The following is a 22,855-nucleotide window of genomic DNA, read 5'->3' on the forward strand; positions in this document are numbered from 1 at the left end:
TTTTTTATTATAAGAAAAAATATTTACTTTTAGCTCTCAACAATTCTAGTAGCAAGTTCTCTTTCCCATAATTGTTTATATAGTCCTTCCTTATTAATTAAATCTTTATGTGACCCTTCTTGTACTATTTCCCCTTTATCCATTACTAAAACCCTATCACAAGTAGCTGCAACTGAAAGTTGGTGACTGATCATTATGATTGTTTTATTACTTCTATAATTCATTTCATCTATAATTCTTGCTGCAGTTTTATTATCTACACTTGCCAGCGCATCATCAAGAACGACTATAGGAGAATTAACAAGAAGTGCTCTTCCTAACGCAGTTCTTTGCCTTTGTCCACCACTTAATGTAATACCTCTTTCACCAACAATAGTTTTAAACTTTTGAGGAAAACTGTTGATATCATCAATTAAACCAGCTTTTGCGGCACTTTCTTTAACTAAAAGCTTAGAAGCTTTGGGTTCTCCAAAACTTAAGTTTTCTGATATTGTAGATGTAAATAGAAATGCTTCTTGAGGAACTATTGATATATTTTTTCTAAGATAACTTAATTTTAAATCTTTTACATCAATTTCATCTAAAAATAATTGATTGTCAGGAATTTCAATAGTTCTTCCTAGAGACTTTGCCAATGTTGTTTTACCACAACCTACAGGACCGACTATTGCAATAAGTTCTCCAGGATAAATTTTAAAATTGAGACCATTTAATGAGTTAAATTTTGATCCTGGATACTTTATTGTTAAATTTTTTGCTTCTAACAATCCTTTAACCTTTCTTTTTGAGAATTTAGTTTCTGGTCTATCTATAATATTTGGATTGCTCTGAAAGATTTCTTCCACGCGATCCAAACTTACTTGACCGAGTTGAAAAGTATTTAAGGTAAAACCTAATAGAGCTGTAGGGAAGACAAGTCTTTCTACGTAAAGAATTAAAGCTACTAAACCACCTATCGAAATAAATCCACTCTCTAATTGAAAAGTCCCTAGTGATAATAAAATCAATAATGAAATCGATGAAATACCCTGTAACAATGGGAAAAGAGTACTCGCTGTTCTTGCAAGTTTTATCGCTGAATTTCGATAATCATTGTTATACGTGTTAAATTCTTTTAACTCTGCATTCTCTTGCGCATAAATTTTGATGGCGCTTATACCAGAAAGATCTTCTTGTATTAAATCACTAAGTTTTGATAATGATTCTTGTTGTGCTTTTCTTTGATTAACCATCCTGCCACCGAATAGACTTACAATTCCAAGGATTAATGGAAATATCATTAAAGCTGAAATCGTTAATATTTTATTTATAGAAAACATTGAAGGAATAGTGAAGGAATAAGCTAAGACAATGTTGCACAAGCTTAAAACAGTAAAACCTAAGAGTCTTCTTATGTTTTCAACATCGCTTGTAGCTCTACTAATAATGTCGCCACTACCTTTTTTTTGGATCCATTCTGGATCTTGAATAAGTAAATGGTCAAAAAGTTTTTGACGAAGATTTACCTCTACTTTTCTACCTATACCGAAAACAATCTGTCTTGAAAATAATCTTATTAAACCCATACAAGTCGCTAAAAATATTAACCACAATGATTTTGAAATAACAAAATCCGAAGACAACCCATTTTGTAATTGGTCAATTATATTTTTTACTTCTAAGGGTATTAGAACACTTAATATATTAACTATTAAGAGAGCTATAGCCCCATATAAAAATTCTTTTTTGTAAGGTCTTAGGTATTTAGATATAACTTTTATCTTTAAATTTTTCATTTTATTTTGCCAATATGATTAAGATAATGTTTCATTTTTGAATATGTGAGCTAATTTTATAAATGATTCAGTATTTATTTATGGGTAACGAGCAAACTCATCCATTACATGAAACAGACAAGAACATTATAGATTCCCTTATCACAAAAAAAACTCCAGAAGATCTTGACTATATAAATTTAGCTAGATTAATAAATCGTTATACAAATTTCCCGGGAGAAATTGAAATAAAAAATGATATTGAAAAGATTTTAAAATTTTGGAAAATCACTAAAAATGAACTTTTTTCAAAAACAAAAAATATTTGGTCAAAGAGCTTCAGGCCTTCTAACACAAATAAAGATTTGGTAGGCTCAGGTTTTGATACCTCAAATTAAATTTTATCTTAATAATTTTTCTTCAATAAATAAATGTACTCGAATCTATCAAATGCTGAAATCCTAAATAATTTATTAGAGGGAAGGAACCTTGATGATTTAACTTCTAGATCTTTAATGCAGAGATGGCTTAATGGTGAAATTTCAGATGTCGAAACAGGAGCTTTTTTGAGTGCTTTGAGAGCTAAGTGCTCTACGGGTGTCGAACTAAGTTCTATGGCTGAAGAACTTTTAAATGTTTGTAAATTGCCAATAGCAAGACCAAATTTGTACTTGGTAGATACTTGTGGTACTGGAGGGGATGGAGCTAATACATTTAATATTTCAACTGCAGTAGCATTTGTAGCTGCATCATGTGGAGTAAAAATTGCAAAACACGGAAATAAAAGTGCTAGTGGGAAAGTTGGCTCTGCTGATGTTTTGTCGAATCTTGGTTTGAATTTAAATTGTTCTTTAGAAAAAGTAATCAATGCCGTAAGTGAAATTGGAATAACTTTTTTGTTCGCACCTGTTTGGCATAAATCATTAATAAAACTTGCTCCATTAAGAAAGACCCTTGGAATAAGGACTATATTTAATCAGCTTGGCCCATTGGTAAATCCTTTAAGACCCAATGCGCAAGTTTTAGGTGTTGCTTCTGAGGATCTTTTAAAACCTATGGGAAGCGCGCTTTTAAATATGGGTATGAATAGAGCAATAGTAGTACATGGTTCCGGCGGCCTTGATGAAGCTTCTCTTCAAGGAGTAAATAAATTAGTGTTTGTTGAGAATGGTGAATTAAAGTTTTCAGAAATAAATATTACAGATTTCAACCATGAAAATATCGCTAACGATAAGCTAGTTGTTTCTGATCTTCAGTCTAGCGAGGAAATATTAAAGTCTGTTTTGAATGGTTCTGGACAAAAATCTCATATCGACGTTGTTGCCTTGAATGTTGCTTTAGTTCTTTGGGCAGCAGGAATTGAGGATGACTTAAATGAAGGATTTAATAAAGCTTTATTTTCGATTAATAAAGGAGATCCTTGGAAAAAGTTCTTACTCTTAAAAAATTATTTATCCGCAAATTAATTTATTTCAAATTGATGATTAATCCATATAAGAAAAACGCAAAATTAGTTTTAAGTAATGGAACTGTATTTCCTGGATTTTATTTTGGTTTTTCTGGTACAGCTATTGGTGAAGTAGTCTTTAATACAGGTATGACGGGGTATCAAGAAGTTATTACTGATCCAAGTTATTACGGACAGATATTAACATTCACATATCCAGAGATTGGAAATACTGGTATTAATTTTGAAGATTCAGAATCTAATATCAATGTTAAAGGTATAATTGTTAGAAATTTTTCATCTAATGACAGCAATTGGAGATCTAAAAAAAATTTCAACCAATGGTTAGTTGAAAAAAACATAGTTGGTCTTTATGGAATTGATACAAGAGCTCTTGTTAAAATCTTAAGATCTAATGGATCTATGAATGGGGTTATCACCTCTGAAGACAAAACTGTAGAAAGTTGTTTAAAGATAATTAGTGATACGCCGAATATGAAGGGATTAAATTTATCTAAGGTAGTTTCAACTAAGGAACAATATTTATGGAAAAGCCATACAAAAACATTTTTTGATTTAAGAAAAAGATATGATGAATCTTCTAAAAAATTAAAAATAGTAGCAATTGATTTTGGAATTAAAAATTCAATTTTAAATAGACTTGTATCTCATGGTTGTGAAGTCTTGGTGATGCCTTCTCGATCTTCTATGAAAGATGTTCTATCTAAGAAGCCTGATGGTATTTTTTTCTCAAATGGTCCAGGAGACCCTTCTTCTGTTTCTGAAGGAATAGATTTAGCAAAATCACTTATTGAATATGGTGAAATACCTATGTTTGGTATTTGCCTTGGTCATCAAATATTTGGCTTAGCATTAGGAGGTTCAACTTATAAATTGCCTTTTGGACATCGTGGATTAAATCACCCTTGTGGCGAAAATAATAAAATTGAGATAACTAGTCAGAATCATGGCTTTGCTATCGATCCTAATTCTATCTCAAAGGATATAGTAAAAATAACCCACTACAACCTTAACGATAATACTGTGGCTGGACTGGAAGTTTATAATAAGCCAATATTTAGTGTGCAATATCATCCAGAAGCTGGACCTGGCCCACATGATTCAGATTATTTATTTAAAAAATTTGTTTCTCTAATGTTAGAAAGATGTTGACATATTGTTTTCTTTTGATTTGATAATTACATTTGATATATTAATTTATTGGAGGTACTAGATCATAGAAGATTTCCAGAAGCTAACGGTTTCTTTAAGAGGAAACCTTGAAGTTAAAAAAAACATTATTGTTTTTACTTTTAAAGGACAACTTGATGCTTTCTCTGAAAAACAATTTAAGACTTTTGTTGCTGATAACTTAAAAAATGAGCTTCCATTTGTTATTGATCTTACAAAAATAGATTTTTTAGACTCATCGGGACTTGGAGCTCTTGTTCAAACAAGTAAAGAATGCAAAAAGTCGAAACTTGGTTTTTCTGTCGTTGGCAATTCGAGAGTAGCTCAAACAATTAAACTTGTTCGTTTAGGTGATTTTCTTAACTTGAAGTCAAGCCTTGAAGATGCATTAAATTATTTGAAAAATTGAATTATTGGATTCAAAACTTGGTTCCATATGGATCACCAGAGGATATAGGTGTTATTCAACTTGCTTGGCTTGGAGATTCTGTATGGGAGCTTCACCAAAGACTAAAACATGTTCATTTCCCTTTAAAATCTAAAGATCTCCATTTATCTGTAGTAAACGAGGTAAAAGCAAAATCTCAATCAAAATCATTAAGTCAAATTGAACATTTATTAAATTCAAACGAAATAGATCTAATTAGGCGTGCTAGAAATAAAACAAAGAGATATCCAAAATCTTCAGACCCCACCATATACTCTAGAGCAACTGGTTTTGAAACTCTTATTGGCTGGCTATTTTTAAAAGATCCTCAAAGATTATCAACACTTTTTGAATATTTAGAATTAAAAATGAATTGAATCTATGAAAAACTCCTCAAATAAATTCCGTGGAAAAAATAATAAAGAGTACACAAGAAATTCAGATTTTGGTAATTACTCAAAGAATACAAATCGTTCAAAAAAAAATGATAGATTTTTGAACAATTCCCCTAATAATACGAAAGTTGAAAATTTAAAAAAAAATAATGAAAATAATACTTTTTCGTCTTTTAAAAGAAGAAATTTAAGATTTAAATCTAATTCAGAATTTCCTAATAAAAGTTCTGATATGCATCAAAAGTTTAATAATGATAAAAATTTTGATGATTGGATTTGGGGTAAACATTCGGTTTATGAGGCTCTTAGTGGTGATAGAGCAATTAATAGGATTTGGTGTACTTCGGAAATTTTTTCTTCAGACAAATTCTATATTTTGCTTAAGGATCTTAAATCAAAAGGAGTTCTTATTGAAGAAGTTTCTTGGAACAGGCTTTCGCAAATGACATATGGAGCTTCACATCAAGGTATTGCATTGCAGTTAGCGTGCTCTAAAACAATATCCTTAGAGCAATTAATAGATTTTTCTAAACACAATTGTCAAAAGCCTATATTAGTCGCATTAGACGGTATAACTGATCCTCATAATGTTGGTGCGATTATTAGATCAGCAGAAGCATTTGATTGCAAGGGTGTAATTATTCCTCAGAGAAGGTCTGCAGGATTGACTGGAACAGTCGCCAAGGTAGCTGCAGGAGCCTTAGAACACCTTCACATTAGTAGAGTTGTCAACTTAAATAGAGCTCTTGAGGAACTTAAGAAAAATGGTTTTATTGTTGTTGGCTTATCTGGAGATGGTCAATTATCTATCTCAAATTTTCAAGAAAAAGGACCTTTGGTAGTTGTAGTTGGCTCTGAAGACAAAGGTATTTCTTTACTTACTCAGAAAAAATGCGATTTTATATTAAGTATTTCTCTTAAAGGTAAGACTTCAAGTTTAAATGCCTCTGTGGCGGCCGCAATATCATTATTTCACTTGACAGGTAAATAATTTTTATTATTAGAAATCACTTTTTTAAAGATCACTAAAATGTTGTTGTTTCAATACATTAATATGATTAATAAAAATTTATTGAATTTTCACTACAAAATTGTATAGAATTTAACAAGAATTGATGGTCAAACAGGCCAAAAAAATTGATTAGAAATTTTGGAAACAAACTTGGTTTAGCCTGGTGGGCTAAAATTGAGACAGATGAACCTAGTAATACCTACTGGTTCGGCCCATTTATTACTAAACGTAGTTTAAAAGAAAATATGTCTTCTTTTATTAAAGATCTTTCTGATGAAGGGTCCAAAAATATTAAACACAGTCTAGTACGTTGCAAAAAAGAAGAACCTTTAACTGTTTGATAACATTGATTTTATGATTTTAAGAAATGAATAAGATATGAATTTTAATTCTTTAAGAAATGAAATTACCAGTAATAACGTTTCTGTTAAGGAATTTGTTAGTGATATCTTTGCAAAAATCGATCAAAAAGATCCTGAAATTAATTCATATATTTGTATTACAAAAGATAATGCTATTGAGCAAGCAGAGAATATTGATAAATTAATTCAAAATAAAGAAAAACTGCCTCCTCTCGCGGGGATCCCAATAGCAATAAAGGATAATATTTGCACCAAAGGAGTTGCAACAACTTGTGCAAGTAAAATGCTCAAAAGCTTTGTTGCGCCTTATGAATCCACCGCTTCGAGCAAATTATGGTCTTCAGGGGGAATTTGTTTAGGAAAAACAAATTTAGATGAATTTGCAATGGGGAGTTCAACCGAAACTTCTGTATTTGGTGTTACTTCAAATCCTTGGGATACTAATAGAGTTCCCGGAGGAAGTTCTGGAGGTAGTGCAGCCTCTGTAGCTGCTGGATTATGTGCAGCCGCTATAGGTTCTGATACTGGAGGATCAATAAGACAACCAGCTTCTTTTTGTGGCGTCGTAGGTCTTAAACCTACTTATGGCAGAGTTAGTAGATGGGGGCTTGTAGCATTTGCTAGCTCTCTTGATCAAATTGGCCCAATTACAAATACTGTCTCAGATGCTGCTGAAATTCTTTATTCAATATCTGGTAAAGATCCCTTAGATTCAACATGTCTTGATAAGCCAGTCCCAAATTATTTGACTGACTTAAATAAATCTATAAAGGGTTTAAAAATTGGAATCATTAAAGAATGTTTTAATCACCCAGGACTTAATCCAGAAGTTAAGGAATCTGTTATTTCTGGAGTTGATAGATTCCAAGCTTTAGGGGCTGAAATTAGTGAAGTTGAATGTCCTAGATTTAATGATGGAATTGCGACATATTATGTTATTGCACCATCTGAAGCCTCCGCAAATTTAGCTAGATATGATGGAGTTAAATATGGCTACAGATCGAATGAAGGTACAAATCTTATAGATATGACTTCAAAAAGTAGAGCTGAAGGTTTTGGAGATGAGGTACAAAGAAGAATTTTGATAGGTACTTATGCATTGTCAGCTGGATACAGTGATGCGTATTACAAGAAGGCACAAAAAGTTAGGACACTTATAAGAAAAGATTTTGATAATGCTTTTAAGAAAGTAGATGTTTTATTAACTCCAACTTGCCCAACCACAGCTTTTTTGAAGGGAGATTTTGTAAATGATCCACTCTCAATGTATTTGTCTGACTTATTAACTGTTCCTGCTAATTTAGCAGGCCTCCCAGCAATTAGTATTCCTTGTGGTTTTGATACTAGAGGATTACCTATTGGAATGCAATTAATAGGCAATGTATTAGAAGAAGATAGAATATTGAATGCCGCAAATATCTTTGAAATTGATGCTCAGGTAATTAAGAACAGACCTTTATTTTAAATTTGTATTAATAATTAATTTGTAATCACAAAGTATAGATCTTTTAGAAATTTTCTCTATCTTATATATATAAATTATTCGAATATGGCTTTCGTTCCTCTTCATAATCATAGTGACTACAGCTTGCTTGATGGTGCCAGTCAAATTTCAAAAATTGTAGATAGAGCTTGTGATCTTGGAATGGAATCGATAGCTCTTACTGATCATGGAGTTATGTATGGTGTTCTTGATTTGGTCAAGAAGTGTAAAGAGAAAGGTATAAAACCAATTATTGGTAATGAAATGTATGTGATTAATGGTTCTATTGATGATCCTCAACCAAAAAAAGAAAAAAGATATCATTTGGTGGTGTTAGCAAAAAATTATAATGGATATAAGAATTTAGTGAAGTTAACAACAATTAGTCACCTAAATGGGATGAGAGGTCGAGGCATTTTTTCTAGACCATGTATTGATAAATCTCTTTTAAGCAAATATAGTGATGGTTTGATAGTTTCTACAGCTTGTCTTGGTGGAGAGATACCTCAGGCTATCTTAAAAGGTAGATTAGACGTAGCAGAGGATATAGCACTTTGGTATAAAAAATTATTTGCAGATGACTTCTATTTAGAAATACAAGATCACGGTTCTATTGAGGATAGAATTGTTAACGTTGAATTAATAAAAATTGGGAAGAAGCATCAAATAAAGGTAATCGCAACCAACGATGCCCACTATTTATCAAGCATGGATGTTGAAGCACATGATGCTTTGCTTTGTGTATTAACAGGAAAACTAATAAGTGATGAAAAAAGATTGAGATATACCGGTACAGAATATATTAAAAGTGAAAGTGAAATGCTTGAACTTTTTAAAGATCATATTGATGATGAATCAATTATTGAGGCAGTTAACAATACAGTAGAAATTTCTCAGAAAGTTGAAGAATTTGATTTGTTTGGTAATTATAGAATGCCAAAATTCCCTCTTAACGAAGATACAGATTCATTTTCTTTCCTTACACAATTATCTAATAAAGGCCTTTTAAATAGACTTAAAAAAAATGATCTTACAGAAGTTGATGAGAACTATAAAAAAAGACTATCTTCCGAATTAAAAATTATTAAAGATATGGGCTTCCCAGATTATTTTTTGGTTGTTTGGGACTACATCAAATTTGCTAGAGATAATTCTATCCCTGTAGGACCAGGTAGAGGATCTGCAGCAGGCTCATTAGTAGCCTATGCTCTTCAAATTACAAATATAGATCCTGTTGAGCATGGATTGTTGTTTGAAAGATTTTTAAATCCAGCAAGAAAGTCAATGCCAGATATTGACACCGACTTTTGTATTGATAGGAGAAATGAAGTTATTGATTATGTTACTAATCGTTATGGAGAGGAGAAAGTTGCGCAAATAATTACTTTCAATAAGATGACCTCTAAGGCAGTTTTAAAAGATGTTGCAAGAGTTTTAGATATACCTTATGGAGAAGCGGACAAATTGGCTAAGTTAATACCGGTTGTAAGAGGAAAACCTTATAAATTAAATGAAATGATTGACAAGAATTCACCTAGCCAAGAGTTTAGAGAAAAATATATTAATGATAATAGGGTGAAAAAATGGGTTGATTTGGCTTTGAGAATTGAAGGAACTAATAAAACATATGGAGTTCATGCTGCTGGAGTTGTTATCGCATCAGATCCTCTTGACGAACTTGTACCTCTTCAAAGAAATAATGAAGGGCAAATAATAACCCAATATTCTATGGACGATATCGAATCACTTGGATTATTGAAAATGGATTTCTTGGGTCTTAAGAATCTGACAATGATTGAAAAGACAGTTTCTCTTATTAATCAATCTACTGGAAGGAAAATAAACATTGATGAGTTACCACAAAATGATGGTAAAACCTTTGAGCTTATCGGGAGAGGAGATCTTGAAGGTATTTTTCAACTTGAATCCTCCGGAATGAAACAGGTCGTTAAGGATTTCAAACCTAACTCTCTAGAGGATATTTCGTCCATACTTGCTCTTTATAGACCTGGTCCTCTTGATGCAGGCCTAATACCTAAATTTATAAATCGAAAAAATGGGAATGAAAAGATTGATTTCCCTCATCCTTTTATTAAGTCAATTCTCACTGAAACTTATGGAATTATGGTTTATCAAGAACAAATCATGAAAATTGCTCAAGACCTAGCCGGTTATTCTCTTGGTGATGCTGATTTACTTCGAAGAGCGATGGGGAAAAAGAAAGTTTCTGAAATGGTAAAGCATAGGAATATTTTTGTAGATGGCTCTATGAAGAAAGGTGTAAATGAAAAATTAGCAAATGATCTTTTTGATCAAATGGTTTTATTTGCAGAATATTGTTTTAACAAAAGCCATTCAACTGCTTATGGTGCTGTAACTTATCAAACTGCATTTTTGAAAGCTCATTTTCCTGTTGCATATATGGCAGCCCTTTTAAGCGTTAATTCTGGCTCTAGCGACAAGATGCAAAGATATATTTCTAATTGTTATTCCATGGGAATAGAAGTTATTTCGCCGAGCATTAATTTTTCTGGGGTTGATTTCACTATTAAGAATAATCAGATTTTATTCGGGTTGTCGGCAATTAAGAATTTAGGGGATTCTGCAATAAGAAATATAATTGAAAACCGAAATAGTTTTGGAACCTTTAAGTCATTATCGGATCTGTGCGACCGTTTGCCTTCTAATATTCTTAATAAAAGAAGTCTTGAATCTCTTATTCATTGTGGAGCACTAGACGAGTTTTCAAATGATAATAATAGAGCTCAGTTATTGTCAGATCTTGATCATGTTATTGAGTGGGCCTCTTCAAGAAATCGTGATAGATTGTCTGGCCAAGGAAATCTATTTGACTCTAAAGAAGAATTTTCTAATGTTGCTTTTTCAGATTCACAATTAGCTAAGGTTGATGATTATTCACTTATTGAGAAATTAAAGTTAGAAAAACAGCTATTAGGCTTTTATTTATCTGATCATCCTCTAAAGCATTTAACTAAGCCAGCAAAACTCGTATCACCTATAAGCATTTCTCAGTTAGAAGAAACAAAAGATAGAACCAAAGTCTCTTTAGTTGGAATGATTCCTGATTTAAAGCAAATTACAACGAGAAAGGGAGATAGGATGGCTATAGTTCAGCTAGAAGATCTTTCTGGGAGTTGCGAAGCAATTGTTTTTCCAAAAACCTATGTCAGATTATCAGAATATCTTTTGACTGATACTAGATTATTAGTATGGGGAACAATTGATAAAAAAAGTGATAAGACTCAGTTAATTATTGATGATTGCAGAGAAATAGATAATCTTAAATTGCTTATTATTAATCTTGAAAGTTCTCAAGCATCAGATGTAAGAGTACAAAATACTTTGAGAGACTGTTTAATTAAATTTAAACCAGATAAAGGTAGATGTGGAATTAAGATTCCTGTTTTGGCTGCAGTAAGAAATAAAAATAGTGTTACATACGTTAAATTTGGAGATCAGTTCTGTATAGGAGATATACAAGGAGCATGCAAATTTTTAGAAGATAAATCATTCCAAGTTAAATTAAAATCTTTAGTTTCTTAGATTAACTTTTATCCTCAAAATTTTGAGTTGCAGGTTTGAAGGCTGCTTTAGCTCGTTGTATGTTCATTGGAATATTTTCAATACCAAAAAATGATCCAGGCTCTTTATCCCAACTAGCCGATAATATTCCAAAACTCAATCCTGCTAGACCTAGCAAGAAAAAAAGTGCTGAAATTGCAATTGTTGACGAAGGAGGTATTTCAGCAATATTCCTTGTAACTATAATGTAGCTAACAACAAAAACCGACATTCCAAGTATTGTCGGTATTCCTGCTGTAAAAAAAATTCTCCTTGCCATTCTATCCGCAACATATTTGGGTATCCCACTTGATGATCGTTTTTGCGTTGTTAAAGTATTAGAGGTTTTTTCTAAATTAGCAAACGCTGTTTGCTCAGAATAAACTTTTTTCTTTTTATTACTTGTCTTTTTTTTAGATTGCTTTTTTTTCATTAATTGAAATCATCCTCTGATTCCAATTTTCTTAACTAGCTCTTGATATTTCTGAACGTTTTTGTCTTTTATGTAAGATAGTAATCTTTTCCTTTTGCCAATCATTTTTAATAATCCTTGCCTTGAAGCAAAATCATGAATGTTTCCTTGGAGGTGGTCACTTAATTTCGATATTCTTTTGGAAAGCATTGCTACTTGAACTTCAACTGAACCTGTATCTGTTGGATGTACTTGATGAGTTTCAATCAGCTTTTGTTTTTCAGCTGTATCTAATGACATAAAATTTTATTTTCTTTATAATATAATACTACTTCATCTAACAAAATTACTACTATCCTTATCTAGATAATTCATAGCTAATTTCAATAAATTTTCAAATGATAAATTATTTTCTTTTTTAGCAAGTAAATTTATTTCTTTAATAATAATTGGCAAAATAGTCTTTATTTCTTTATTTTTATAATTTAATGATTGAAGGGTTAACTGAAGGTCCTCTATCATTTTATTAATTTCTGGATCCTTAATCTCAAATTCATCTTTGCCTTTTTCTTCTTCAAATTGTATTTCACTTTTAAATTTATTTTTTAATTCTAAAATTAACCGATCACTCATTTTTTGTCCTATACCAGGTACGGAACATATTAACTTTTTGTTTTGTGTTTTTATTGCATTGATAACTTCACTAATAGAAAATTTATTTAATATTCCTATACCAATTTGAGATCCAACACCTCGAATACTTAAAATTTCAATAAAGAAATTCTTTTGATCTTTTGATGTAAACCCAAATAATAAATCTGAATCCTCTTTCTTAATATGTTTTATCCAGAGAGTAATATTTTTATTAGATATCTGATTTGTTTTTAATATGAGAAAAAATGATTCTAGTATTTGTATTTCGTAACCTAATCCTTGGCAGTTTATTAGGACAAAAAATTTTTGATTAGTTTGCCATAATTCAATTAATTCTCCATTTATCCAACTAATCAATTAACCACCATCCACTTGACATCCAATTAGTGCTCCAGCAGTACCGCCAGCCGGAACGGCCCAAAATCTATCTTTCCCTCTAGTGGATGATAGTGCTATTCCAGCACCAAGAATACCACCAATAACAGAACCTTCACGACAGTCATTTTCTTCTATTTTTTCAGCTTTGCTTTCACCTCCACAAGGTATTACAACGTCTACTTCATAACTTTTTACATAGCCTGGGTTTGATTTAGTCCCAGGAATGTACTCCTCTCTATATTCAGTTCTTGTACAAGTTACTGACTTTGGGGTTGTTGCTTTGACTTGAACTATAGGAGAAAAACAAAATAATAAAGCTAAATAGAAAAATTTCACCGTTTTTTTTTATTCTTTCAATATTCTATGTCCTTTTGAGTATTTTGGAAGTAGATATAATAGTTCCTAATAAAACTAGAGAGGCACCTAATAAAAAATTTATATTTATTATTTCACTAAAAAACATAATCCCCCAAATCGACCCGAATAAAACTTGCAAATAGTTAATTGTTGAAGCTTCTGAAGCAGGTAATTTTTTTAAACCTATAGTTAGGAACGTCTGACCTAATTGAGTAAAAAAGCCAATTCCAATTATCCAAAATAATTCATTCCAATTTGGTGTAACCCAGTTGAGTAATACTATTGGTAATAAGGTTATAAAAGAAACAAGTGGGAAATATTCAATAATTACATAAACATCTTCAGTTAATGAAAGTTTCTTAACTGTAACGTAAGCTAATGCTGTGAAGATTGCTCCAAGAAATGCTATCGAAATCGAAATATTCTCAATTTCAACGTTTATATTTGATAATTGACTTGGATTTAATATTACAAATATTCCTAGCCAACCAATAATTAAAGCTAGAATTATATTACGAGTTATTTTTTCGTTTATAAATATGCCTGCAAAAATAGATATAAAAATAGGATATGTGTACTGAATGACAGTTGATATGCTCAGTGGCATCTTTCTTATCGCATAAAAAATACAAACCAAAGCAAAAGTTCCTAAAACACCTCTTAAGATAAGTAAAGGTTTATTTTTGCCCCAAGGATTTATATTTTTTAGATTAATTATGAATAATGTAATAATTAAGCTTAATAATGATCTGAATAAAACTAATTCATAAATAGGTATCCTTTTATCAATATTTTTTACGCATAAAGTCATTAAACTAAAGAAGAATGAGGCTAATACCAAATTAAACTTATTCAATGAACTAAATTTTTTTTCTAATTCTGCGATATTTATCATTTAAAAAATAGTTTTTTTATGAAATTAAGTAGATTCTTATTTGATTTTGACCTATAACAAATAAATCTTCATTTATTTTTGAAAAAGTCTCAATGGTTCATTCTATACACCCAAGAACTATTCAAGAGGTGAAGGAAAAGGCAGATATTGTTGACGTTATATCTGAACATATTGTCCTTAAGAAAAAAGGTAAGGAATTTGTTGGGATTTGTCCTTTTCATGATGATACTAAGCCATCTATGACAGTATCACCAAATAAACAATTCTATTACTGTTTTTCTTGTGGTGCAGGAGGAAATTCTATTAAATTTTTAATGGAATTTACTCGTGCAAATTTTTCAGATGTTGTACTTTCTCTCGCTAAAAAAAATAATATAAATGTTGAAAATCTTGAGGGTCCCCAAGTAGAAGCCTATAAAAAACAACTATCTAGAAAGGAAGAACTTTATAAAATATTAAGAGTCACTAAAAATTGGTTTAAGTCTCAATTAAATAATTCTCTTGGTTTTGAAGCCATGAAATATTTAACATCTAAGAGAAACTTGAGTAACAAGATTATTGATAACTTTGAATTAGGTTTTGCCCCAAATTCATGGAATGATTTATTTAATTATCTTTCCAAGGTAGAAAAATTCCCCATTAATTTAATATTAGCCTCAGGTCTTGCAATTTCTAAAGATAATTCTGACAAGATTTACGATCGTTTTAGAAATAGATTAATTGTTCCAATACATGATATGCAGGGAAGAGTAGTTGCCTTTGGAGGAAGATCTCTTGATGGTCAGGAACCCAAATATCTTAATTCTCCTGAATCAGAGATATTTGAAAAGGGAAAAATGTTGTTTGCCTTCGAAAAAGCTTCTAGTGATATTAGAAAAAGAGATAAAGCTATTATTGTTGAAGGCTACTTTGATGTTATTTCTCTTCATTCAAAGGGTATAACTAATTCTGTGGCTTCTCTCGGTACCGCATTAAATAAGTATCAAATTTCTCAACTATGTAGATGTACAGATAATAAAAATATAATTTTAAATTTTGATTCTGATAATGCAGGAATTTTAGCTACAAAAAGAGTAATTAAAGAAGTTGAGACTCTATCCCTTCATGATCAAATTAATCTTAAGATACTTCAACTAAGTCATTATAAAGATCCTGACGAATATTTGAATAGCCATACACCTGAAGATTATTTTAATTTAATTGATAATTCATCCTTTTGGATTGATTGGGAGATTGATCAGATCTTTAAAGATCAAGATTTAACTAAGTCTGAAATTTTCCAAAGTGTTATTTCTTCATTGGTAAAATTGTTGAGTAAATTGCCTCAATCATCAACCAGAACTCATTATTTACAAAAAGTTTCCGAACAATTAAGTAAGGGACAAGCTAGGTTAGCAATACAGTTTGAACAAGATTTAAGAAATCAAGTAAAGGGATTTCGTTGGCATGGTAGATCAAAAAAATTTGAACAACCAAATGAAATTTCCCGACGGGAGAAAAATGAATCGGAAATAATTTTTTATTATTTACATTGTCCAGACCTTAGGCTATTTATTCGTGATGAATTTCTCAAAAGAGAAATTAATGGTTTTAATACTAGTTATATTCAAAGTTTATGGGAAGCTATTTCAAAAATTGAGCAAAATAATTTAGGTTTAAATTACTTAAATGATTTAAAACAATCAAATAGTCAAAATCTTCAAAATGATTTTTCTTCTATTAACTTAATTTCACTTCTTCCTGACTACTTATCTCTCCATAATCCTGAATCATCAAATAAAATTAATATTTTTATTAATCCAAATGAGTTGTTTTTAACCTTGCTGAGTAATCCTAAGGACAATTTACTAGGAACATTATCACTTCTTGAGAAATATAATTCTCTAAAAAGATGTAGACACTTAATAGAATCTTGGGGATCTCAAAGATTAAAAACTTTAGAAAATTGTATATCTATTTTAATTGATAATCCCTCTTCAGGTTTATCAGGCAATAATAAAGAGATAGATGATCTTTTTAAAGATTTAAATTCAGATGCCATTAAATTTCAGGAATTATATTACCTAGAAAGACAACATATAAATTTTTTAGACAAACAACGTTGTGGCAATTTCCTCGCTAGTTAATATAAAAATTTTTAATTTATAGGCAGTATTTTTTAATCAAGTTTTTAACTTTTTTGGGTTTATCTTCAAGAACATAAGCTTCTACTTCTTTCGCATAAGTACCAGAAAAATTTGAACTAGAGAACTCTAATGCTTTTCTTTTACTTTGATGCAATTTGCTTTCTAATTTTTTTATATCCCCTATTGTTTTATTGTCATTACATTTTTGTATTGCATGAGTTGCTTCGTGTCTTAATGCTTTTCTTATCGCCCTTTCTGTTTTGAAGTTATCTTTATTTGGTTGTTGATTCTTATTTCTATAATTTGTTTTCCTTTTTGCATTTTCAGTACATATTATTATTTTATTTTCTTTAAAATTATGTAGTCCTTTTATTTCTTTGTTTAATAGACATTCAATTTTATTTTCTTCAACTATGTAGTTTGCTTTCATTAATAAGTTAAGAATCTCTTTATCTAATTTGCTCAAAAATAATATAAATTCCATTCTATCTTTTTTAATTCACTATAGTTGGGATTTGTTCTATATCAGTTGTAGATGAGCGACTTAAGAAATTCTTATTCATCTTCCAACTTTGTGGATTTTTTGTAATGGCCCATGTAATTGCATTGTTATTAAATCTTTTATTTAATAAATCAATCGTTTTCATAAGACTTGTTGATTTTTTTAAGACTTTCTGAGATTTGTAATTGATAACTGATTGCTGTAAATATTCGCTATTTGTTAAATCCTGCATTAAAACACCAGCTTTTGAGAATTTATATTCGGGATTATAAATTTCTTTAGATAATTCAACTACTATTTTTAAAATATTGTTTGTGTCATCTGTTGCATTTGTAAGTTTTCTATGAGCACTTCTTTGATAATTTTGACTTGAATATTTACTGGTTCTAGCAAATACTCTAATATTAGATGATTGTAAATTCTGACTTCTCATTTTTTCAGAGGCTTTTATTGCGTGAGTTGCCAGTGCTTGAGTTAAGTCTTCTAATTTTGTGATAGGCGTGCCGAAACTCCTGCTCACCTGAATTTCTTTTTTTGATTTCTTGTTTTTTTCTATGGGCAGGCATCTATGGCCTTTCAGTTCTAATTGCAGTCTTTTCCCTACGATGCCTAATTTCTTAATGATTTCATTTTCTTCCATATCTCTTAGTTCTCTCGCATTTTTAATACCTTTACTTTTTAACCAATTAGAGGTTTGTTTCCCGACTCCCCATATCTTATCTATACTAATTCTTTTCAAATAATTATTCTCATTTTCGGTTCTAGTTAAATCAAATATTCCAGCTGAATAATCAATATTTTTAGCTAGTTTATTAGCAATTTTTGCTCTTACTTTATTTTCTCCTATTCCTACTGTTATGGTAATCCCTAGATTCTGATATATTAATGATCTTATGCTTCTTGCCCAAGGATATAGATTTTCATCATTAGGTCTAGAAATCGAGACGAATGCTTCGTCAATGGAATAAATTTCTATTTGTTCACAGTAGTTTTTCAGTAAATTCATTAGTCTTCTGCTCATATCCCCATAAAGCGAGTAGTTTGAACTTAAGACTGCTACATCTAATTTATTTAGTCTTTCTTTGACCTTAAAATACGGAGTTCCCATTTTAATTTTTAAAGCTCGCGCTTCAGGGCTTCTTGCAATGATACATCCGTCATTATTAGATAAAATTACTACTGGTTTATTTCTCAAATGAGGATTAATATTTTGTTCACATGACGCGTAAAAATTATTAGCATCTATAAGAGCTATTGCATCAATATTTGAAATTGTCATAAATAGCTATGTATTGAATAAATAACAACTCCCCATATCTGTACATCAATATGGTTTTTAAATCTAAAATCAGGATAATTATGATTTTCTGCTTTTAAATATAATTCATTATTTTTTATAGATAATCTTTTTATTGTAAATTCTCCGTCTATCATTGCAATGATGATATTCCCTGGCCTGGCTGTTAAGCTCTTGTCTACTATTATTAAATCTTTATCTTTAATTCCTGCATTTATCATTGAGTCACCTTTAACTCTAAGAAAAAAAGTGCTAAACGGATTAGATATTAAATGTTCGTTTAAATCAATATTTTCTTCTGTATAGTCATCTGCGGGAGAAGGAAACCCTGCTGATACCGAATCAGTTAATAAGGGGATTTTAAATGTTTTAGTAGTTGAATCAAAAGAATCCAAGATTAAATTAATAGTATATATGTACTATATAGCAAAAAATCAAAAAATAGTAAGTTATTAAACTTTTATAGATTAATTTTAGATTGAATCTATTCTTTTTAAGATCGATGGTAAGGGGAGTTGTTTGATATAGAAATAGCTCTATAGATTTGCTCAATTAGAATTAATCTAGCTAATTCATGAGGAAAAGTTAAAGGAGACAGGCTTAGTAGAAGATCTGATTTTTCTTTTATATCTGAACTAACTCCATCAGTATCACCGATTAAGAAATTAATTTTTTTATTTTTAAAATTCAAAAGTAAGGAACATAGTTCAACTGAATTAAACTGTTTTCCTTCTTCACTTAGGCAGATAATAATATTGTTATTGGATTTAAGATTATTTAAATTAAAAGTCTTTAACTCATTAATAATAAGTTCAGGCATTCTTTTTTTGTATTGATTAATTCCATCTCTAATCCAAATTTTCTTTATTTTGCCGATAGCATAAATTGCTAATCTATTACTCTGAAGCATAAGAAAATATTAAAACTAATTATTCATCAAGAAGATAGTTAAATTCATCATATAGTTCCTCTTCGGTTGTTAATTTCTTGGAAAAATTATCTTTTTTAGAATTCATATTAATTTGATTAATCTCACTTTTTCTTAGTGAATTATTAACGTTAGAAGTCTCTTCTAAAGATTCTGAATTATCAATTAAAGAATAAAAAATTTTATTGGGATCTTCTGAATTAAGTGGATTGGTGATTAAATTATCATTATTAGTTATATTTGTGTAATTATTTATATTTTTACTTTCATTATTTAAAGTTTTCTTTTTTTTAAATTTATTGAGTTTATCTAAATTTTTTTTTGATAAGCTCATGATATAAAGTATTAAATAAATTCATATTTAATTTAAACATATTATTTATCTTTTAGATGAATTCTAAAAACTATCATCAAAAAAAAAGATTTGGACAACACTGGTTGGTAAATAAAAAAATATTAGAAAAAATTAAAGAAATTGCTGTTCTTAATGAAAATGACTTTATTTTAGAAATTGGTCCTGGCAAAGGAGCTTTAACATCTAAGTTGTTAGATTCAGAAATTAAAAAATTACATGCAATTGAATTAGATAAAGATTTAATAAATTTATTAAATGATAAATTCAATAATAATGATAAGTTTTCACTGCAACAGGGAGATATTCTTTCTATAAATTTAGATTCGATTAATAAGAAGATTACAAAAGTGATTGCAAATATTCCTTACAATATAACAGGACCAATATTGGATATTTTCATAGGTCGATTGGGCATTATAAGAAACTATAATTACGAAAAAATAATATTTTTAATGCAGAAAGACGTTGTAGATAGGATTTTGTCAAAAGAAGGTAGTCCCAATGCTGGTGCGCTTAGTATAAGAATGCAACTTTTATCAAAAATAAAAAGAATATGTGATGTGCCTCCTTCATCATTTAGTCCGCCTCCAAAAGTTTTTTCTTCTTTAGTAGTTTTCGAACCAATTAAAAATGATTTAAGATTAGATATTAGTCTAGAAAAATATATAGATAAGCTTCTTCGAATTTCATTTAATTCAAGAAGAAAAATGCTTAGAAATACTCTTAATTCAATACTTTCAAATGAAGAGATAAATGAATTATCTGAATCTTCAAAAGTTTGTTTTAATTTAAGACCTCAAGATATTTCAATTGACCAATGGATTAAGCTTGCAGAAAATTGTATTAAAATTAAAAAATAATTATTTAATTATATGCAAGATTTAGCTAAAAAGAAAATCAATATAAAATCTCCTGCCAAAATAAATTTGCACCTTGAAGTTATTGGTAAAAGAGAGGATGGATTTCATGAGTTAGCAATGATTATGCAAAATATCGATCTTTCTGATTATTTAGAATTTGAAATTAATAATGAAGGTTTAATTAAACTTGAGTCTGATTGTAATGATTTAAGCTTATCTGATGATAACTTAATTGTTAAATCGGCAAATCTATTAAGGAAAAAATCAAATATAGATTACGGAGCGAATATATTTTTAAGAAAAAATATCCCAATTGGCGCAGGATTAGCTGGTGGATCCAGTAATGCAGCAGCAACATTAATTGGTCTTAATTATTTATGGGATTTGAAATTAGATCAAGAAACTTTATGTTCATTAGCATCAACTTTAGGATCTGATATTCCCTTTTTTATAAATGGTGGTATTCAACTATGTTTTGGAAGAGGCGAAATTTTGGAGAAATTAGATTCAACTTTTGAATATGGAGTAATTCTTTTAAAAAATCCGAATGTATCAGTATCAACTGCTGAAACTTATAAAAAATATAGTAAAAAATTTTGTGATCAATATCTTTCTGATAGAGAAATGATTGAGAATATAAGAAAAAGTTTAAGACATAATGGTTTAAATAACTTAAATTTTGATAGTCAACATTTATCTATAAAAAATGATTTGCAGTTAGTTGTTGAAAATGACAATGATTCTGTAAAGCAGGCATTATTTTTACTTTCTAAATTAGAAAATTGTCTCACATTTTCAATGAGTGGATCAGGCCCTACATGTTTTGCACTCTTTAAAGATATAGAGACTGCCAAAAAAGAATTAACTGTAAATTATCAATTATTTAAAGATAATGGTTACGATTCATGGGTTTGCACTTTCCTTGAAAAAGGAATAACATTCATTTAAATTTTTTCTATTCAAATTTTATTGTGGCTGATAATAGTAATGAGAATATTGAAAAAAACATTCCCGAAAAAGGTCCATTAAATTTTATTGTAGGATCATTAACAAGTTTTCTGTTATTTATATTTTTTTATTTTTTAAGTAATAAAATTGCAATCTATTTTACAGTACATAAACCATCAAATTCTTCTGAAATAGTTCAAAATATTTCTACTAGTATTAATACCTTAATAATTGGATTATCTTTTTTGCTAACTTTCTCTTTCGCTTTTATAGGTATAGGACTTTTTATTGTATTTATTCGCAGTTTTTTTCTGAAGAAAAATTGAATTGCCAATATTATTAATAAAACACTTTCTTTGAATGTCTTTACATGACTTAGGCCTTTTAATCCTTTTACTTTCGCCTGGAATGATTTTATCAATATTACTACTTATAACCTTCGCTGAAGGAGGTTGAATTATTCAAAGTGGTAGGATTATGTATGTGATTAATTAGGTAATTAATTGTGGCTGGAACATTATTATTTAATGCTTTAAAAGAGGCAATTGATGAAGAAATGGCAAATGATGTAAATGTTTGCGTTATGGGGGAAGATGTTGGTCAATATGGAGGATCTTATAAGGTAACTAAGGACTTATATGAAAAATATGGAGAGTTAAGAGTCTTAGACACTCCAATTGCAGAGAATAGTTTTACCGGTATGGCTGTGGGTGCAGCAATGACTGGGTTAAGACCAATAGTAGAAGGAATGAATATGGGTTTTTTGCTTTTAGCTTTTAATCAGATATCAAATAATATGGGTATGCTTAGATATACAAGTGGCGGAAATTATAAAATACCAGCAGTAGTACGAGGACCTGGAGGAGTTGGTCGTCAACTTGGTGCTGAGCACAGTCAAAGACTTGAAGCATATTTTCATGCAGTTCCTGGCATAAAGATTGTTGCATGTAGTACACCCACAAATGCTAAAGGTTTAATGAAAGCAGCTATAAGAGATGATAATCCGGTTCTATTTTTCGAACATGTTCTTCTATACAATTTGTCTGAAGAATTACCTGAGGGTGATTATACTTGCGCTTTAGATCAGGCTGACGTTGTAAAAGAAGGTAAAGATATTACTTTATTGACTTATTCAAGAATGAGACATCACTGCCTTAAAGCTGTTGAAGAATTAGAAAAAAAAGGAATAGATGTTGAGTTAATAGATTTAATAAGTTTAAAACCATTTGATATGGAAACCATCTCAAAATCAATAAGAAAAACAAATAAAGTAGTTATTGTTGAAGAATGTATGAAGACTGGAGGTATTGGTGCAGAATTAATTGCCTTGATAACAGAAGAGTGTTTTGACTATCTTGATGCCCGACCCATTAGATTATCTAGTCAGGATATTCCAACTCCTTATAATGGAAATCTTGAGAATTTGACAATAATCCAACCACATCAAATAGTTGAAAAAGTTGAAGATTTAATTAGTGGGAGTATATAGA

At 29.9% G+C, this 22,855-nt stretch carries 25 protein-coding genes; 14 read left to right on the forward strand and 11 right to left on the reverse strand.

Annotation, left to right across the window (positions count from 1 at the left end; genetic code table 11):
• Positions 1 to 29 precede the first annotated feature (29 nt).
• A complete protein-coding gene (locus HA148_RS04350; RefSeq protein ID WP_209130517.1) occupies positions 30 to 1,775 on the reverse strand; it encodes an ABC transporter ATP-binding protein in 1,746 nt (581 codons plus the stop codon).
• Positions 1,776 to 1,855: 80 nt separating this feature from the next.
• On the opposite strand from HA148_RS04350, the gene HA148_RS04355 reads away from it, so the two are divergent.
• From HA148_RS04355 to HA148_RS04395, 9 genes are all read left to right on the forward strand, one after another.
• On the forward strand, positions 1,856 to 2,152 hold the full coding sequence (locus HA148_RS04355) for a DUF3288 family protein (RefSeq protein ID WP_209131063.1): 297 nt from the start codon (positions 1,856 to 1,858) through the stop codon (positions 2,150 to 2,152).
• Positions 2,153 to 2,185: 33 nt separating this feature from the next.
• On the forward strand, positions 2,186 to 3,220 hold the full coding sequence (trpD, locus tag HA148_RS04360; RefSeq protein ID WP_209130519.1) for an anthranilate phosphoribosyltransferase: 1,035 nt from the start codon (positions 2,186 to 2,188) through the stop codon (positions 3,218 to 3,220).
• A 14-nt stretch (positions 3,221 to 3,234) separates the two neighbouring features.
• Positions 3,235 to 4,374 carry a glutamine-hydrolyzing carbamoyl-phosphate synthase small subunit gene (carA, locus tag HA148_RS04365; protein WP_209130521.1) on the forward strand — a complete coding sequence of 380 codons (1,140 nt, stop codon included), beginning with the start codon at positions 3,235 to 3,237 and terminating at the stop codon, positions 4,372 to 4,374.
• 64 nt (positions 4,375 to 4,438) lie between these two features.
• On the forward strand, positions 4,439 to 4,801 hold the full coding sequence (locus HA148_RS04370; protein ID WP_308789039.1) for an STAS domain-containing protein: 363 nt from the start codon (positions 4,439 to 4,441) through the stop codon (positions 4,799 to 4,801).
• A complete protein-coding gene (locus tag HA148_RS04375; protein WP_209130523.1) occupies positions 4,798 to 5,196 on the forward strand; it encodes a ribonuclease III domain-containing protein in 399 nt (132 codons plus the stop codon). The genes HA148_RS04370 and HA148_RS04375 overlap by 4 nt, the downstream gene beginning before the upstream one ends.
• A gap of 4 nt (positions 5,197 to 5,200) precedes the next feature.
• On the forward strand, positions 5,201 to 6,205 hold the full coding sequence (rlmB, locus tag HA148_RS04380) for a 23S rRNA (guanosine(2251)-2'-O)-methyltransferase RlmB (protein ID WP_209130525.1): 1,005 nt from the start codon (positions 5,201 to 5,203) through the stop codon (positions 6,203 to 6,205).
• Positions 6,206 to 6,351: 146 nt separating this feature from the next.
• A complete protein-coding gene (locus HA148_RS04385; RefSeq protein WP_209130527.1) occupies positions 6,352 to 6,567 on the forward strand; it encodes a DUF1816 domain-containing protein in 216 nt (71 codons plus the stop codon).
• Between the two features lie 37 nt (positions 6,568 to 6,604).
• The gene (gene gatA, locus HA148_RS04390) at positions 6,605 to 8,053 is read left to right on the forward strand and encodes an Asp-tRNA(Asn)/Glu-tRNA(Gln) amidotransferase subunit GatA (protein WP_209130529.1); all 1,449 of its coding nucleotides are present in this window, start codon (positions 6,605 to 6,607) and stop codon (positions 8,051 to 8,053) included.
• A gap of 84 nt (positions 8,054 to 8,137) precedes the next feature.
• On the forward strand, positions 8,138 to 11,635 hold the full coding sequence (locus HA148_RS04395) for a DNA polymerase III subunit alpha (protein WP_209130531.1): 3,498 nt from the start codon (positions 8,138 to 8,140) through the stop codon (positions 11,633 to 11,635).
• Between the two features lies 1 nt (position 11,636).
• Here the strand turns inward: HA148_RS04395 and HA148_RS04400 are convergent, their stop codons facing one another.
• The 5 genes from HA148_RS04400 to HA148_RS04420 are packed head-to-tail and all read right to left on the reverse strand — an operon-like array spanning position 11,637 to position 14,349.
• Complete coding sequence (locus tag HA148_RS04400; protein ID WP_209130533.1) at positions 11,637 to 12,086, reverse strand: PAM68 family protein; 450 nt, start codon at positions 12,084 to 12,086, stop codon at positions 11,637 to 11,639.
• A 9-nt stretch (positions 12,087 to 12,095) separates the two neighbouring features.
• Positions 12,096 to 12,365 carry a 30S ribosomal protein S15 gene (gene rpsO / locus HA148_RS04405; protein WP_209130535.1) on the reverse strand — a complete coding sequence of 90 codons (270 nt, stop codon included), beginning with the start codon at positions 12,363 to 12,365 and terminating at the stop codon, positions 12,096 to 12,098.
• Between the two features lie 33 nt (positions 12,366 to 12,398).
• On the reverse strand, positions 12,399 to 13,076 hold the full coding sequence (ruvA, locus tag HA148_RS04410) for a Holliday junction branch migration protein RuvA (RefSeq protein ID WP_209130538.1): 678 nt from the start codon (positions 13,074 to 13,076) through the stop codon (positions 12,399 to 12,401).
• Positions 13,077 to 13,433, reverse strand: coding sequence for a glycine zipper 2TM domain-containing protein (locus HA148_RS04415; protein WP_209130540.1), 357 nt, complete (start codon positions 13,431 to 13,433; stop codon positions 13,077 to 13,079). It lies immediately after the preceding gene.
• A gap of 25 nt (positions 13,434 to 13,458) precedes the next feature.
• Positions 13,459 to 14,349: a DMT family transporter gene (locus HA148_RS04420; protein WP_209130542.1), complete on the reverse strand. Its 891-nt coding sequence runs from the start codon at positions 14,347 to 14,349 to the stop codon at positions 13,459 to 13,461.
• 92 nt (positions 14,350 to 14,441) lie between these two features.
• Between HA148_RS04420 and dnaG the strand changes: the two genes are divergently transcribed.
• Entirely contained in the window at positions 14,442 to 16,475 is a 2,034-nt protein-coding gene (gene dnaG / locus HA148_RS04425) for a DNA primase (RefSeq protein WP_209130544.1), read from the forward strand.
• Positions 16,476 to 16,491: 16 nt separating this feature from the next.
• Here dnaG and HA148_RS04430 read toward each other — a convergent pair whose 3' ends face one another.
• The 5 genes from HA148_RS04430 to HA148_RS04450 all read right to left on the reverse strand — a co-directional run bounded on the left by HA148_RS04430 (position 16,492) and on the right by HA148_RS04450 (position 19,536).
• Positions 16,492 to 16,959, reverse strand: a complete 468-nt coding sequence (locus HA148_RS04430; RefSeq protein ID WP_209130546.1) for a serine hydroxymethyltransferase — start codon at positions 16,957 to 16,959, stop codon at positions 16,492 to 16,494.
• Between the two features lie 10 nt (positions 16,960 to 16,969).
• Positions 16,970 to 18,256 carry a Y-family DNA polymerase gene (locus HA148_RS04435; RefSeq protein ID WP_209130548.1) on the reverse strand — a complete coding sequence of 429 codons (1,287 nt, stop codon included), beginning with the start codon at positions 18,254 to 18,256 and terminating at the stop codon, positions 16,970 to 16,972.
• Positions 18,253 to 18,669 carry a LexA family protein gene (locus tag HA148_RS04440; protein ID WP_209130550.1) on the reverse strand — a complete coding sequence of 139 codons (417 nt, stop codon included), beginning with the start codon at positions 18,667 to 18,669 and terminating at the stop codon, positions 18,253 to 18,255. Before HA148_RS04440 ends, HA148_RS04435 begins: the two co-directional genes overlap by 4 nt.
• 98 nt (positions 18,670 to 18,767) lie before the next feature.
• A complete protein-coding gene (locus HA148_RS04445) occupies positions 18,768 to 19,184 on the reverse strand; it encodes a 23S rRNA (pseudouridine(1915)-N(3))-methyltransferase RlmH (protein WP_209130552.1) in 417 nt (138 codons plus the stop codon).
• Positions 19,185 to 19,203: 19 nt separating this feature from the next.
• On the reverse strand, positions 19,204 to 19,536 hold the full coding sequence (locus HA148_RS04450) for a hypothetical protein (protein ID WP_209130554.1): 333 nt from the start codon (positions 19,534 to 19,536) through the stop codon (positions 19,204 to 19,206).
• A 56-nt stretch (positions 19,537 to 19,592) separates the two neighbouring features.
• Here HA148_RS04450 and rsmA point away from each other — a divergent pair, with 56 nt between their 5' ends.
• The 4 genes from rsmA to HA148_RS04470 all read left to right on the forward strand — a co-directional run bounded on the left by rsmA (position 19,593) and on the right by HA148_RS04470 (position 22,854).
• A complete protein-coding gene (gene rsmA / locus HA148_RS04455) occupies positions 19,593 to 20,417 on the forward strand; it encodes a 16S rRNA (adenine(1518)-N(6)/adenine(1519)-N(6))-dimethyltransferase RsmA (protein WP_209130556.1) in 825 nt (274 codons plus the stop codon).
• 12 nt (positions 20,418 to 20,429) lie between these two features.
• Entirely contained in the window at positions 20,430 to 21,365 is a 936-nt protein-coding gene (gene ispE, locus HA148_RS04460) for a 4-(cytidine 5'-diphospho)-2-C-methyl-D-erythritol kinase (protein WP_209130558.1), read from the forward strand.
• Between the two features lie 23 nt (positions 21,366 to 21,388).
• Positions 21,389 to 21,691 carry a DUF3082 domain-containing protein gene (locus HA148_RS04465; RefSeq protein ID WP_209130560.1) on the forward strand — a complete coding sequence of 101 codons (303 nt, stop codon included), beginning with the start codon at positions 21,389 to 21,391 and terminating at the stop codon, positions 21,689 to 21,691.
• 179 nt (positions 21,692 to 21,870) lie between these two features.
• On the forward strand, positions 21,871 to 22,854 hold the full coding sequence (locus tag HA148_RS04470) for a pyruvate dehydrogenase complex E1 component subunit beta (protein ID WP_209130562.1): 984 nt from the start codon (positions 21,871 to 21,873) through the stop codon (positions 22,852 to 22,854).
• Position 22,855: the final 1 nt, after the last annotated feature.

The organism is Prochlorococcus marinus XMU1405 (assembly GCF_017696275.1).
Taxonomy (GTDB): domain Bacteria; phylum Cyanobacteriota; class Cyanobacteriia; order PCC-6307; family Cyanobiaceae; genus Prochlorococcus_A; species Prochlorococcus_A marinus_AB.